Source organism: Mesorhizobium sp. M0664, from assembly GCF_040320565.1.
Lineage (GTDB): Bacteria > Pseudomonadota > Alphaproteobacteria > Rhizobiales > Rhizobiaceae > Mesorhizobium.
In genome coordinates this window covers 29,628-43,113 of record NZ_JAMYPW010000002.1, presented here as the reverse complement: position 1 = coordinate 43,113, position 13,486 = coordinate 29,628, and the positions used below count along the sequence as shown (strand labels likewise).

Here is a 13,486-nt window from a genome sequence, read left to right as displayed (position 1 = left end):
TTCCCGGTGTTGTCGTCCGGCATCACTCAGAACCTCATATGCAGCGCAAAATGCGCCGGGTTGAGCAGGCTGGTCACATATTCGATCGGCCGGTCATCGGCGGCGCGGGTCAACCGGCGACCGCGAAGGAACGGCGTGCCTTGCGGGCAACCGAGGATTGCAGAGTCCTCGGCGTTGAGCATTTCGATGCCGACCCATTCCTCGCCATGGTCGGGAATGAGGCCCGCGCCGCGCAGCGTCTGGTGCAGCGAGCCTTCGCGCAGGCCGCGCAACGGCACGTCCTCCAGTTCCGGCGACAATGGCAGGCGGCTGCGCTCGATGGAGATGGCGTGGCCGTCGCTGGCATTGGTGCGCACCCGGTCGACAGCGATGAAAAAGGGGTTTTCTATACCAAGCAGTGCGGCAAGACCGGGGTCCTCGATCACCTCGAGCCGCAGCGTCCGCGTCTCGGCGTTGGCGCCGGCGTTGGCGAGCGCCCGCGACCAACCGATGGAGTCATCAACGGGCTTGCCATCGAAGGTGACGAAAGAGCCGATGCCGACTTTGGTCGTGATCAGCCCGCGGTTGGACAGTTCCTCGAGGCCTTTGCGGACGGTGTTGCGGCTGACGGAGAAACGCTGGACGAGCTTGTTCTCGCTTTGCAGCCGGTCGCCGAAGCCGAGAACACCGGAGCGGATTTCATGTTCGAGAACGGTGGCGATCTGTTCGGGCTTGCCCGTGCCGGGAGACAGTTGAACCGAGCGCCGCTTCATATGGGTACCTGTTCAGTGAGCCTGTATAATCCTGTTCATATCACGGCAGGCTTGTCAACGAGTGCCGGATGGAGCTGCCATCGGGCTTGATTAGGCGTCGCGACGAGCATAGTTGCCGGTTCCGTCGCCGTGGGACGTGGCGTCCAGCGCCAGCTCCGCATCATCGGCAACATAGCGGGCATTGCGGTAGTCGCGAATGAAGCTGATCCGACCTTCACACCACTCGAGCCACATAAAGTGGTTGGGTTTCGCGTCGGCTCGGTCTCGAACACCGCGATCACCTCCCGGCCCTCGTGCCAAGCCGGCTTGAGCCACACGCCCTCGCTCTTAACCTGGTGAAGAACCTGCTGACGTCTGCTGAGCCTGAGCGAAGCGGATGCAAGGACGGATGAAGCTTCACTGTTTTTCGAAGCCGATAATCCCTTGAATGACAGGAATGGCCTGCATCGCTTGAGCACATCGGCGGTGACGATGAAATGGCCGTAAGACGGACAATGTTCATTCATTGTCGGAGGCAGTTCGTGATCCCGAGTCCGATTCAACAGGACGGCCTAGGGAGCGTCAGCCTAGCGCCGCCGCAGCCGAGACGCGGGATCGACCGCTCCCGTCGAGGGGCGTCGTTTAGCAGGAGCTCGCGACCAAGGTGAATTCCAGGATCGCAGTCGGATGTGGGGAAAGGATGCCAACGCACTAGATACGGCGCACGACGGCCGCCTCGCCATCGTTGATCTCGCGGTCGCCGCCTGGCGAGGCCGTCAAACTACTCCTCTCGAGTGAGGTGAATTACGAGGCGAAATTACCAGCCCGGACCCGCGAGAGGCAGGCGTGTCTTTCGAGAGTTGGAAAATTTTACAAGTTTCGTCGGTCTGCTGCATTCTTCTTAAACATGGCCAAGACAAGCCGCTTGCCTTCGCGCACACTGTCTTCGAGCGGCTTCGCCTTCGCCAGATGCGCCGCAATCGCGCTAGCCAGCATGCAACCCGTCCCGCGGATTGATGCGACAAGACGAGGTGCGTCGAAGCGAATTGGTTCTTGATCGGAACGCAACAGAATATCGGTTGATCGAGGTCCTGATGCGTGGCCCCCTTTGATCAGCAGGCCCGGCACGCCGGCTGCCAGCAATTTCCGTCCCAGTCTCACCGCGTCGCTCTCGTCGGCTGGCGGTTCCGCACCAACAAGGAGCGCCAGCTCGAGGAGATTGGGGGTCACAAGGCAGCAAAGCGGCATCAGGTCGCGCCTCATGGCAGCGATGGCACCTGCTTCCAGAAGCCCCCGGCCGGAGCTCGAGGCCAGCACCGGATCGAGCACTGCCGGCACCTGCGGATTTTCGCGCAGCACGCCGGCAATGGCAACGACGATCTCGGCCGTTGCGAGCATGCCGATCTTAATTGCCGCCACCTTGTTGGCCTGCAGCGCGGCGCACATCTGATCGGCCACAAGATCGGGCTTCGAAGGATGGATTTCCATTACGGCTTCGTGCGTCTGCACCGTCAGCGCTGTGACAGCCAGGCAGGTGCGCATACCAATGGAAGAGATCGTCTCGATATCACGTGCAATTCCAGCCCCACCGCTGGAGTCTGATCCGCCAACCACGAGCACACGCGGTTCTCGCCTCAGCGCCATGGCTTTGTCTTTTCGATCCATTCTCGCGTGCGCGCTTCGGGATCGGCATTCAACGTGATGTCGGTGACCACCGCCGCGCTGTCCGCACCAGCCTCGAAGACACCGTCGAGCCGGTCGGGGTTGAGGCCGCCGATGGAGACCAATGGGATCGGCGCCACCCGATGCTTCCACTCGCTGATCCGCTCGAGCCCTTGCGGCGCCCATTTCATCTGCTTCAGGATGGTGGGATAGATGGGGCCGAGCGCGATATAGTCGGGCTCGGCAGCGATGGCCGTTTCCAGTTCGAGATGATCGTGCGTGCTGAGCCCGAGCTTCAATCCGGCGTACTTAATCGCCAGCAGGTCAGCCGCAGCCAAATCCTCTTGGCCGAGATGGACGAAGTCGCAGCCTTCCTCAATGGCGAGCCGCCAATAGTCGTTGACGATCAGTTGGCAACCATGGACCGCGCAGACGCCGTTCGCGCGGCGGATTTCCGTCCGCAGCGTGGCCTCGTCCCTATCCTTGATGCGCAACTGAACCAGCTTGACGCCAAGTGGCACCAGCCGTTCGATCCAGGCGGCGCTGTCGACGATCAGGTAGAAGGGATCGAGCTTCATGAGAAAACCGCCCTGCCGAATGTTGGTGTCGATGGCACCGCGACGTCGCGGGGTTCGAGCATCCCCGAGCTGAAAGCTTCTCGACCGGCGTCGACCGCCTTGCCGAACGCACGCGCCATGCCGACCGGATCGGCCGCCTTGGCGACCGCTGTGTTCAGGAGCACGGCATCAAAGCCGAACTCCATGACTGTTGCCGCGTGCGATGGCCGTCCGAGACCAGCATCCACGATAAGCGGGACATCAGGGAAATGTCCGCGCATCGAGCGCAGCGCCGTGATGTTGACCGGCCCGAGGGCGGAACCGATCGGTGCGCACCAGGGCATCAAGACCTTGCAGCCCGCCGCAAGCAGCCGCTCGGCGACGACAAGGTCGTCGGTAGTATACGGGAACACCGCAAAACCGTCCTCGCACAGGATGCGGGCGGCTTCGAGCAGACCGAACACGTCCGGCTGCAGCGTGTCGTGATTGCCGATCACTTCGAGCTTGATCCAGGGCGTGCCGAAGACTTCGCGCGCCATTTGTGCGGTCGTGACCGCTTCCTTGACGGAGTGGCAGCCAGCAGTGTTGGGCAGGATTCTGACACCAAGCGACCGGATCAACGACCAGAATTTTTCGCCAGCCCTGCCGCCTGCCATTTCACGGCGCAACGAGACGGTCACCACCGAGGTGCCCGATGCCCTGACTGCATCGGCAAGGATGGCCGGCGAAGGATATTGAGCGGTGCCGAGAAGCAGGCGGGAGGGAAGCGTCGTCCCGAGAAGATCGAACATGCTAGCCTCCCTGCATGGGCGAGAGGATTTCGATCCGGTCGCCGTCGTTCAATTGGAATTCCGCCCGGCTGGCTTTGTGCACGAGGTCGTTGTTGACGGCGGTCGCGAGCCAATCGCCCTCATAGTCAAGCGCGGCAAGCAGCTCGGCCAGCGTGGTGGCGGCAACCTCATGCACTTTGCCGTTGACCATCAGTTTCATGAGCAAGCTCCACGGGTTTGTCGTGATTGAAGACAATTTCGCCCGCCAGGCGCGCCATGGCGGGGGCGAGAAGAAAGCCATGGCGATAGAGCCCGTTGATCGCGACGGTGTCTCCGCTCATTTCGACGCGCGGCAGATTGTCGGGAAAGGCTGGACGGACGCCGACACCGGTTTCAACGATCCCGGCCTCGCCAAAGGCCGGATGGAGGGCATAGGCGGTACCCAGAAGCTCCATCATGGAGCGCGCCGTGACCGGTCCGTCGGACCGGCTTTCAATCATCGTCGCACCGATCATGAACTGAGCGTCGGCACGCGGTACCGCATAGAGCGGAAAGCGCGGATGCAGCAACCGGACCGGGCGCGACAGCGAGAAGTCTGGCGTGTTTAGGATCAGCATTTCGCCGCGAACGCCGCGAAGCCTGTCATCGGCGGCTGCCATTCCCGTGCAATCGATCTGACGATCGAAACCGGAAACATGCCGGGCGTCGGTGCCGAAGTGGAATTTGACACCCATGGCTGCGAGCTTGTCATGAAGTGCTGCCATCGCCTGGCGCGGATCGAGATGGCCCTCATCGGGAAAGAGCAATCCGCGGCGAAAGCGGCCGGCTAAGTCGGGTTCCAGGAGCGCAATTTCGTCTTCGTCGACACGCCGATGGCCCGACGTGCGGCTGGCGAGGCGGTCGAGCTCGCCGGCATCACGCGGGGCGGCCACGACAAGTGTTCCGCCCCGTGTCACCTGACCCGGCAGCACCGCATCCCACCAGTCGGCAGCGTCACGTCCAAGGTCCAGCACCGGCTGCTCGGCGCTTTCACGCTCGCACCATGTCGCCAGCATGCCGCCGGCGAACCACGACGCATTGCCTCCAAGGCCATGCCGGATCTCGGCGACCGTGACCGTCGCGCCGCGGGCGGCGAGTTCGAAGGCGGCGGTGAGGCCGGCGACGCCGGCCCCCTTTATCAGCACCTTCATGATGGCTTACCTGGCTGAGGCGTGAGCGGTGCGCCGGTCTCGTCCGCTGGCACGTAGAGATCGCCGCCCTCGCGGTATTTCGCCGCCATCGCCGCCATGCCCTCTTTCTGTGCCTCGGCGCGGATGTCGTGAGAGATACGCATCGAGCAGAATTTCGGTCCGCACATCGAGCAGAAATGCGCCAGCTTGTGCGCCTCCTTGGGCAAGGTCTGGTCGTGGAAGGACCGTGCGGTTTCGGGGTCGAGCGACAGGTTGAACTGGTCCTCCCAGCGGAACTCGAAGCGCGCGCGGGATAGGGCGTCATCCCTGACTTTCGCCGCCGGGTGGCCCTTCGCCAGATCGGCCGCGTGCGCTGCGATCTTGTAGGTGATCACGCCGGTCTTGACGTCATCGCGGTCGGGAAGGCCGAGATGCTCCTTGGGCGTGACGTAGCAGAGCATGGCCGTTCCGAACCAGCCGATCATCGCCGCGCCGATGCCGGAAGTGATGTGGTCGTAGCCCGGCGCGATGTCGGTCGTCAGCGGTCCAAGCGTATAGAACGGCGCCTCGCCACAGACGGCGAGCTGCTTGTCCATGTTCGCCTTGATCTTGTGCATCGGCACGTGGCCGGGCCCCTCGATCATCACCTGGCAATCTTTCGCCCAGGCGATCTGCGTCAGCTCGCCGAGCGTTTCCAGCTCGGCGAATTGCGCCGCGTCGTTGGCATCGGCAATCGAGCCGGGACGAAGGCCGTCGCCGAGCGAGAAGGAGACGTCATAGGTGCGGCAGATGTCGCAGATCTCGGCGAAGTGCTCATAGAGGAAGCTTTCCCGGTGATGGTGCAGGCACCATTTGGCCATGATGGAGCCGCCGCGCGAGACGATACCCGTGACCCGGTCAACGGTCAGCGGGATGTAGTGCAGCCGCACGCCGGCATGGATGGTGAAATAGTCGACGCCCTGTTCGGCCTGTTCGATCAGCGTGTCGCGGTAAACCTCCCAGGTAAGATCCTCGGCAATGCCGCCGACTTTCTCGAGCGCCTGGTAGAGCGGCACCGTGCCGATCGGCACCGGCGAGTTGCGGACGATCCATTCGCGGATGTTGTGGATGTTGCGGCCGGTCGACAGATCCATCACCGTGTCGGCGCCCCAGCGGATCGCCCACACCATCTTTTCGACCTCTTCAGCCATCGACGATGTGACGGCGGAGTTACCGATATTGGCGTTGATCTTGACCAGGAAATTGCGGCCGATGATCATCGGTTCGCTCTCGGGATGATTGATGTTGGCGGGAATGATCGCGCGTCCGCGCGCCACCTCGTGGCGGACGAATTCAGGCGTGACGAAGTCGGGGATCGCCGCGCCGAAGGCCTCGCCGTCGCGCTCAAGCTTGCCGTGCAGGATCTCGCGACCAAGGTTCTCGCGGATGGCGACGAACTCCATTTCGGGCGTGATGATGCCAGCGCGCGCATAGGCAAGCTGTGTCACCGCCTTGCCGGTCTGGGCCCGGAGTGGCCGGTTGCGGACTGGAAATTCCGGTGTTAGGCGCTCGCCTGCCGCAAACCCATTGTCTTCTGGCCGGACGTGGCGGCCGTCATAGGCTTCGACATCGCCGCGCGCGGTGACCCATTCATGGCGAAGCCGTGCAAGGCCGTTTTCGATGCTGGTTTCGACAGTCGGGTCGGTATAGGGGCCGGACGGATCGTAAGCGGTCACCGGCGGCTCGCCTGCCGTCGGATGGACGGAGATTTCGCGCATCGGCACCCTGAGCTGCGGGTGGATGGTACCGGATTTGTGGATTTTGCGTGAGGCAGGCAGCGGTCCCGTCGAGACGGCGGGGGTGAGGGCATTCATCTTGAGGCTCCTTTGCTCGTTGCATTGGAGACCCAGTTCTGTGCCGGAAGGATGAAAAGACGCTTCTGTCGACCTGCCGAAACAGGACCTCGGGCGTAAACTCCCGCAAAGCGCTTGCACCGTCCCTACGCCAGTATGAACTGGATCAGGTTCAACGGGTCACTGCGCCGCGAAAGCCAGCAGTATCTCAGCCCCTTGCCGGGACTCCCCTGGTGAATGCGTGAGGTTGGACGGGACCGCTCCGGTTTGTCAAGCGCGTTCTGGCCGCGGCTGATCGGCGGCCGGTCAGACCGTGCGGAAAAAATCGTGCATGTCTCGGCGACAAGTCAAGCGTCGGAGATGAAGGCAGGGACAAGGGAATCGCAAACCGTCGGACTAAAATCGATCCTGATGATCACACCTTCAATGGGCACCAAAGGTTTGCGCGTAGATCGCCTCGATTCTTCCTGCCTCGTCACTGGTCAGCGCGGCGAATTCCTTCTCGCGCGCGCGGTTCGATAGATGGCCATCATTCTGGTGAAGAAAACGGAAGAGCAGATCGGTCAACCGCTCGGGCATGTCGATAAAGGCGTCCACCTGCTGCCGGAACTGATCGTAGCGCTGCAGAAATGCGGTTTCCTCGGGAAGGTCCCGTTCGATCGTCCGCTGAACGCAAGCATAGAGGAATTCGGCGTGCGGGGTTGCATCGAAGAACCGGTAGAAATCACCGGTGTCATTCAGCACCCGGACGTTGAATTGCGGCGTCGGTTCCCATTCCACCAACGGCAGAAGGCGCTGCGAATAGCTCTCGAGCACGCCCCTGTACTCGTTGATCTGGTCCAGGATCGCGGCCGAGACGGGAAAGACCACTCCCGGCGGATTGAAGCCGCGCATGGCAAGGACGTGGTGGATTAGGTAGCGGTGAATGCGGCCGTTTCCGTCCTCGAACGGGTGAATATAGACAAAGCCGAAGGCGAGGATTGCGGCGGCTACGACTGCATCAAGCTTTTGCGCGGGGCCCTGATCGAACGCCGCCATTCCACCGATTAGCCGCGGCAGGTCCTCGGGCCGAGCGCTGATGTGATGGGGCAAGGGCGTGCCGTTGTCTCGGTCATGCTCACCGACGAAACCTCCTTCTTTTCGGAAGCCAAGTCTTACGAAACGAGCGTCGCCAAGTACAATTCTTTGCAGACGCAGCAGCTCATCGCGATCGATCGGCCAGCGGCCGGCTTCGCCGATGGCGCGGCCCCAGCGCTGGATGCGATCTTGCGGCGGGTGCTCGCCCTCGATCGCATAGCTTGATCGCGAGTCTTTGAGCAAAAGAAAGGCGGCGGTCCGAGCAAGGAGGTCGCGCGGCACGTCCGCTACGATTGCCTCCGCGCGCCGCGGTAGTTCAAGGCCGATGAATTTTTCGAGAATCTTGGTGCGGAACACCAGAGGGCAGAACTCACGCGTGCCGGGGAGATTGTCCCTTACGCGATAGCGCGAAGCGGTCTTGTCGGGTCCGGGCCACTGCAGCTCGGGATCGACAACCGGAATGTATCGTCCGGCCTCCGCGTCCGGCAGATCGATACGCGCGCCCCTCAGCCATTCATATAAAAACCAGATGCGGCGGGCATAACTGCCGGTCGGGCTTTCACGGACCAGCGCCTCGATCGGCGCGGGACCGGTCACTTGGAACAGCCGCTTGAGGACGGCAAGGTCCAGTCCCTCGTACTTGAGCGCAAAGGTCAGGTGGCCTTCGAGGGTAGGATTTGGGGCATGGCGGGGGGTCATGATCCGCCAGCCATCCCGTTCGGTAATGCGATGATGCTCGCCAGTGGCGAACAATCTACGGGGCAAGGGCGCGACGAGCCTGTAGGCTCCGATCAGGGCGCTGTACCCGGCCGGGGTCGCCGTTTCAGGAAGGCGGATTTCCTGAAAAACGGTAACGGGACCTGAAAATTGGTGCTGTTGCACCGCAGGCATGAAACGCGAATCCTTCCATTGAATTTTGGTTTAGTCGGCAAAACCTATGAAAAATGATCCTATCCCATGAAAATTGATGCCACAAGACAAATTTTCCGAAAACCGATTCTAAAACAGTGCTGAGGTCGATCAAGCAAGAACTCCGCCACCGGCTCAAGGAAGCGACTTCAGAACAAAAAGGTGAGTCCAGGAACCGCCATTCGCCCGTCTTAGTCACGAGGCCGGCACGGATGGCCCGCCTTACGTCGAGCCGGATTGCTCGAGCGCGCCGTTCGGGGCTCACTCATAGAGCACTCCGGTGCGCGATCCCGATTTGATAGCCGCGATCACGCTCGCGACTGATCTTGGTGACTGGCGGCGTCGGAGTAGAAAAGTGATGCAGGATCTCGGTGGCGTCGTGTGTGTGTGACCTGAAGTGAGTTCTCTGCGGTATGGGGGGCGGCACGCAGCGCGCGTCTTCTCGGCAAACAGATCGACGAAGCGGCACCGAAGGGAAGTTCCTGGCATTCATTCTCGCCATCGCTGCCCCAATTTGCCGATCGGACTGCCGATCGATCTCGCCCAATACTTTGCGCGCGCAAGGGCCGAAGCCGAACTGGGCGGCACCTGCTCATTCGGGAGCTGACTCATGCTTGGTGCCCGAGAGAGCTGTGCCTGATCGAATGCGTGAAATCGTAGCTCGGAGTGGAGAGGCTGACGCGGTCATCTGTCACCCGCCTTCGGGCTGTAACGGAAAGCGCGACATCGTCTCCAATGCTCGTTCCCCACGTCGAGGGGCCCAGCGGCTTGGCTACGGGGGGGACTGTCAGCTAGTGGCCGCTGGGCCTTGACGACCAGCGACCGTAAGAGGAGGCCCTGTGCTGGCTGACGAAAACTTGCGAGCAAAGCCACGGAAAAGCATCATTCGAACGAACTCTTTCGTCGAGACGAGGAGGGCAGTGAGGCGGTAGCCGCCGCTTTGAAGCTCTCCGGCAGCTGCTACGCTGGTCATTCAGAGGGTCGCAGTTGCGCTTGCGCCGTCATATCAGATAAGTCTAATAAAATAGGCGCCTGGCCATCGAACGCGCCGCGGCGCCCTTGGGTCGGCGCTATTCATCGGGTGGGCATGTCGGGCACGCAAGGGAGGACGAAATGAGACTGGTTCAGTCATTTGCATTTGCTGCTGTGCTGCTTGTTTCGTCTGCATTGTCTGCGGCCGCCCACTCGGCTCGTGAGGACATCGAAGCGGCGTTGGTAAAATTCATGGACGCCTTCAACAGCGGAAACGCAGCAGCGGTAGGTCAAATGTATACCGACGATGCCGCCCTGCTGCCACCCGACGGCAAACGCGTCGATGACCGCAAGGGCGTGGAAGAATTCTGGCAGGGCGCAATCAAGGCCGGGATGAAGAATCTCACCCTGAAGGCGCTGGAAGTGGAAGAGAGCGGGAATCTCGCCTACGAAGTTGGCGCATTTACGCTCGGTGTGCCGAGCAAAGGCGGTGCCCCTTCCACCGTTGCGGGCAAGTACATTGTCGTTTGGAAAAAAGGGGACGACGGGACGTGGCGCCTGCATCGGGACATCTGGAACTTTGGTGCGGCCCAATAGATTCCGCGACCCGTGAGGCCGGCGCGGCTTGCAACAGTTCCAACGAAAGTCCATGGCAATAGTTGATGTGACTGAATTGATTAACAAAATTGAACAGACTTGATGGGTCTGCTCATCGAGTCGGCTCTGGATCTATCGCGCTACCGATCAGGGAGGCGGTAAGATTCGAGCTCAGCAGAACGTCAATTCCGGCTGACCACCACTTGCCGGGACTAGAGCGTTCTCCGGCTCGGCGCGCCGCCGAGGGCTCTTGTTCATTTGGTCGTGGGCAATCCGCGGTTCTCCAAGAACCCGTCCATCTCGTCAAATGCATCTGAGCCGAGACAACTAATTATCATTGGGCAAAGTAGCGGCTCAACGGCTCCAGAAGAAAGCAGCCCCCCGATGCTCGTTCAACATTCGAGCCCGCATCGGGCAAGTCTTTCCACGTCCGGGTACGCGATGCTGCTTCGACCGCCCCTTTCTTCTTGCGGATTTAGGAATTCGAGCTTTTCGGTTGTTCCGATCATCCATTTGGGAAACGACCGATGCCGGCAAGCAAGGTTTTATGGGGCCAGATACTCACCGCCTTTCTGATCGTCGTCGCGACGACATGGGGAGCAACACAGTGGACGGCAGGGCGGCTCGGCTTTCAAAGCCAACTCGGTCCGCCGTGGTTCGAATTGGCTGGACAGCCCGTTTATCCGCCGCCAGCCTTTTTCTGGTGGTGGTTTTTCTACGACGCCTACGCGCCGAAGGTCTTCCTGGAGGGCGCGGCGATTGCGGCGAGCGGAAGCCTCATGGCTATCGTCGCAGCGATCGGGATGTCGCTGTGGCGGGGGCGCGAGGCAAAGGACACCACGACTTACGGCTCGGCGCGCTGGGCGACGCGAGACGAAATCAAGGCCGCTGGGATGATCGGTCAGGATGGGGTGATCCTGGGTATGTTGGGCCGACACTATCTGCGCCACGACGGTCCGGAACACGTGCTATGTTTCGCACCGACCCGAAGCGGCAAAGGCGTCGGCCTGGTGGTGCCGTCACTACTGACCTGGCCGGGTTCGGCAATCGTCCACGACATCAAAGGCGAAAACTGGGAACTGACGGCCGGATGGCGGGCCCGTTTCGGCCAGGTGCTTCTGTTCGACCCGACCAATGCTGGATCAGCAGCCTACAATCCTCTGCTGGAGGTGCGACGGGGCGAGTGGGAAGTTCGAGATGTGCAGAACGTGGCGGATGTCCTGGTCGACCCAGAAGGCACATTGGAACGCCGCAACCACTGGGAGAAGACCAGCCATGCGTTGCTGGTCGGCGCAATACTGCACGTGCTCTATGCGGAGAAAGACAAGACCCTCGCAAGCGTGGCGAACTTCCTTTCCGATCCAGAGCGGCCAATCGAGGCAACGCTGCGCGCCATGATGCTGACGCGGCATTTGGGTGATGCAGGCCCGCATCCCGTCGTTGCGTCGGCTGCTCGGGAACTGCTTAACAAGTCCGAGAACGAGCGTTCCGGCGTGCTCTCGACGGCCATGAGTTTTCTGGGCCTCTACCGCGATCCAGTTGTGGCCAAGGTGACGTCATGCTGTGACTGGCGGATCGCAGACCTTGTCGAGGAGGCACGGCCGACGACGCTTTATCTGGTCGTGCCGCCATCGGACATCAGTCGCACAAAGCCGCTGATCCGACTCGTGCTTAACCAGATCGGCCGCAGGCTCGCCGAAGATCTTCACGCGAAGGATCACCGGCAGCGTCTTTTGATGCTGCTGGACGAGTTTCCCGCGCTTGGCAGGCTCGATTTCTTCGAAAGCGCGCTGGCCTTCATGGCCGGGTATGGCATCAAGTCGTTCCTGATTGCACAATCGCTCAATCAGATCGAGAAGGCCTACGGACCGAACAATTCCATCCTCGACAATTGTCATGTGCGGGTGAGCTTCGCCACGAATGACGAGAGGACGGCCAAGCGCGTCTCAGACTCTCTGGGGACCGCGACCGAGTTGCGCGCCATGAAGAACTATGCGGGGCACAGATTGTCGCCCTGGCTCGGGCATCTGATGGTGTCGCGGCAGGAAACGGCGCGTGCACTGATGACGCCGGGCGAGATCATGCAGCTGCCGCCGACCGAGGCGATCATTATGATCTCGGGCCAGTTCCCAGTCCGTGCGAAGAAGGCACGCTACTTTGCCGACCCGCGTCTTGCCGAGCGCGTCTTGCCGCCACCAAGGACCGGAGGGACAACGCAGAACGCTCGCCCTGACGACTGGACCGACACGACACTTCTTGCTGAGCCGGAAGGCAAATCTCGCAAGCTGAGGCTTGCCAGGGATCAGCAGGACGAGGATCCGGCCAATGGCGGCATTCGCCGCCAGCCCGAGCTTCCCGAACACGAAGACATCGCGCCGGAACGAACGGCACGCTGCGACGATGAGTTCGACCTCGACAGGGACGAGCCCGATGATGACGCCGTTCGTCGCCGCAGTGTCGATCAAGCCATGAGACGCGCAGCTCGTCAGGCCGCCCTTGACCCCAATGATGGCATTGAGCTTTGAGCGCATGAAGAACGCCAAGAAAAGACGTCTGTCTGCCTATCTCGACCCTGACATAATGAGGGCACTGGCGGATTACGCTGGGCGGCGCGAGGTCTCGCTGTCACTGGTCGCCGAGGCTGCGCTCGCGTCGTCCCTGTCGCCGGACGCCGAAGAACGAAAGCAAGCGGCGATCACTCGCCGCCTCGACCAGATCGATCGACGCGTGCAGCGGGTCGAGCGTGACGTCGGAATTGCTATTGAGACGCTAGCATTGTTCGTCCGGTTTTGGCTCAACTCGACTCCAGCCTTGCCGGAATCGGCGCAAGCGGAGGCGCGCGCCAAGGGCTTGCAGCGCTACGACAATTTCGTCGATGCGCTCGGTCGCCGGCTCAGCAAAGGACCAAGGCTCAGGCAGGAAATAGCCGACGATGTCCCGCCAGTGCCGCCAGCGAGCCGATAAGGTGCGTGACGCCAGATTGAAGCGTCTCTCGGGACCGTGATCTTTCCGACGGGTTGGTATCTGCTCGCGCACCGTTCCTAAACGTGCCCACAAAGTTCGGGTGGTGAGCGAGCGGACGTCGTATGTCTGCTTTGCTTCATTCGAGACAACATTAGTCTAATCAGATCAAAACGACTATCGAATCGATTGCGCAAACGTTTCGATGGCACTAGGGTTATTGTATCCGCCAGGACAGAGCGGGTTTAA

General features: G+C 61.4%; 11 protein-coding genes and 1 riboswitch. Of the genes, 3 read left to right on the top strand and 8 right to left on the bottom strand.

Annotated features, from left to right (window positions below):
* Positions 1 to 26: 26 nt before the first annotated feature.
* The 8 genes from NKI39_RS02925 to NKI39_RS02890 all read right to left on the bottom strand — a co-directional run bounded on the left by NKI39_RS02925 (position 27) and on the right by NKI39_RS02890 (position 8,689).
* On the bottom strand, positions 27 to 752 hold the full coding sequence (locus tag NKI39_RS02925; protein WP_023679209.1) for a GntR family transcriptional regulator: 726 nt from the start codon (positions 750 to 752) through the stop codon (positions 27 to 29).
* Between the two features lie 849 nt (positions 753 to 1,601).
* Positions 1,602 to 2,375 carry a hydroxymethylpyrimidine/phosphomethylpyrimidine kinase gene (locus NKI39_RS02920; RefSeq protein WP_352502600.1) on the bottom strand — a complete coding sequence of 258 codons (774 nt, stop codon included), beginning with the start codon at positions 2,373 to 2,375 and terminating at the stop codon, positions 1,602 to 1,604.
* Positions 2,366 to 2,971, bottom strand: a complete 606-nt coding sequence (locus tag NKI39_RS02915) for a thiamine phosphate synthase (RefSeq protein WP_352470532.1) — start codon at positions 2,969 to 2,971, stop codon at positions 2,366 to 2,368. Before NKI39_RS02915 ends, NKI39_RS02920 begins: the two co-directional genes overlap by 10 nt.
* Positions 2,968 to 3,741, bottom strand: a complete 774-nt coding sequence (locus NKI39_RS02910; RefSeq protein ID WP_352830632.1) for a thiazole synthase — start codon at positions 3,739 to 3,741, stop codon at positions 2,968 to 2,970. The genes NKI39_RS02915 and NKI39_RS02910 overlap by 4 nt, the downstream gene beginning before the upstream one ends.
* A gap of 1 nt (position 3,742) precedes the next feature.
* The gene (gene thiS, locus NKI39_RS02905) at positions 3,743 to 3,940 is read right to left on the bottom strand and encodes a sulfur carrier protein ThiS (protein WP_023679205.1); all 198 of its coding nucleotides are present in this window, start codon (positions 3,938 to 3,940) and stop codon (positions 3,743 to 3,745) included.
* A complete protein-coding gene (gene thiO, locus NKI39_RS02900; protein ID WP_352830631.1) occupies positions 3,909 to 4,910 on the bottom strand; it encodes a glycine oxidase ThiO in 1,002 nt (333 codons plus the stop codon). Before thiO ends, thiS begins: the two co-directional genes overlap by 32 nt.
* Complete coding sequence (gene thiC, locus NKI39_RS02895; protein WP_352830630.1) at positions 4,907 to 6,742, bottom strand: phosphomethylpyrimidine synthase ThiC; 1,836 nt, start codon at positions 6,740 to 6,742, stop codon at positions 4,907 to 4,909. The genes thiO and thiC overlap by 4 nt, the downstream gene beginning before the upstream one ends.
* Before the next feature lie 104 nt (positions 6,743 to 6,846).
* A riboswitch (TPP riboswitch) is annotated at positions 6,847 to 6,963 on the bottom strand.
* Positions 6,964 to 7,144: 181 nt separating this feature from the next.
* The gene (locus NKI39_RS02890) at positions 7,145 to 8,689 is read right to left on the bottom strand and encodes a Fic family protein (protein WP_352830628.1); all 1,545 of its coding nucleotides are present in this window, start codon (positions 8,687 to 8,689) and stop codon (positions 7,145 to 7,147) included.
* Positions 8,690 to 9,820: 1,131 nt separating this feature from the next.
* On the opposite strand from NKI39_RS02890, the gene NKI39_RS02885 reads away from it, so the two are divergent.
* The 3 genes from NKI39_RS02885 to NKI39_RS02875 all read left to right on the top strand — a co-directional run bounded on the left by NKI39_RS02885 (position 9,821) and on the right by NKI39_RS02875 (position 13,240).
* Positions 9,821 to 10,276: a YybH family protein gene (locus NKI39_RS02885; RefSeq protein ID WP_352502912.1), complete on the top strand. Its 456-nt coding sequence runs from the start codon at positions 9,821 to 9,823 to the stop codon at positions 10,274 to 10,276.
* A gap of 527 nt (positions 10,277 to 10,803) precedes the next feature.
* Positions 10,804 to 12,801 (top strand): conjugal transfer protein TraG, encoded by a 1,998-nt coding sequence (locus NKI39_RS02880; protein WP_352612568.1) that lies wholly within the window; start codon positions 10,804 to 10,806, stop codon positions 12,799 to 12,801.
* A complete protein-coding gene (locus tag NKI39_RS02875) occupies positions 12,785 to 13,240 on the top strand; it encodes a CopG family transcriptional regulator (RefSeq protein ID WP_352830626.1) in 456 nt (151 codons plus the stop codon). The genes NKI39_RS02880 and NKI39_RS02875 overlap by 17 nt, the downstream gene beginning before the upstream one ends.
* Positions 13,241 to 13,486 lie beyond the last annotated feature (246 nt).

Excerpts from the sequence above, each read along its gene's own strand:
- thiO (WP_352830631.1), bottom strand. The coding sequence starts at position 4,910 with ATGAAGGTGCTGATAAAGGGGGCCGGCGTCGCCGGCCTCACCGCCGCC.
- thiS (WP_023679205.1), bottom strand. The coding sequence starts at position 3,940 with ATGAAACTGATGGTCAACGGCAAAGTGCATGAGGTTGCCGCCACCACG.
- NKI39_RS02915 (WP_352470532.1), bottom strand. The coding sequence starts at position 2,971 with ATGAAGCTCGATCCCTTCTACCTGATCGTCGACAGCGCCGCCTGGATC.
- NKI39_RS02885 (WP_352502912.1), top strand. The coding sequence starts at position 9,821 with ATGAGACTGGTTCAGTCATTTGCATTTGCTGCTGTGCTGCTTGTTTCG.
- NKI39_RS02920 (WP_352502600.1), bottom strand. The coding sequence starts at position 2,375 with ATGGCGCTGAGGCGAGAACCGCGTGTGCTCGTGGTTGGCGGATCAGAC.
- NKI39_RS02880 (WP_352612568.1), top strand. The coding sequence starts at position 10,804 with ATGCCGGCAAGCAAGGTTTTATGGGGCCAGATACTCACCGCCTTTCTG.
- NKI39_RS02890 (WP_352830628.1), bottom strand. The coding sequence starts at position 8,689 with ATGCCTGCGGTGCAACAGCACCAATTTTCAGGTCCCGTTACCGTTTTT.
- NKI39_RS02910 (WP_352830632.1), bottom strand. The coding sequence starts at position 3,741 with ATGTTCGATCTTCTCGGGACGACGCTTCCCTCCCGCCTGCTTCTCGGC.
- NKI39_RS02925 (WP_023679209.1), bottom strand. The coding sequence starts at position 752 with ATGAAGCGGCGCTCGGTTCAACTGTCTCCCGGCACGGGCAAGCCCGAA.
- thiC (WP_352830630.1), bottom strand. The coding sequence starts at position 6,742 with ATGAATGCCCTCACCCCCGCCGTCTCGACGGGACCGCTGCCTGCCTCA.
- NKI39_RS02875 (WP_352830626.1), top strand. The coding sequence starts at position 12,785 with ATGGCATTGAGCTTTGAGCGCATGAAGAACGCCAAGAAAAGACGTCTG.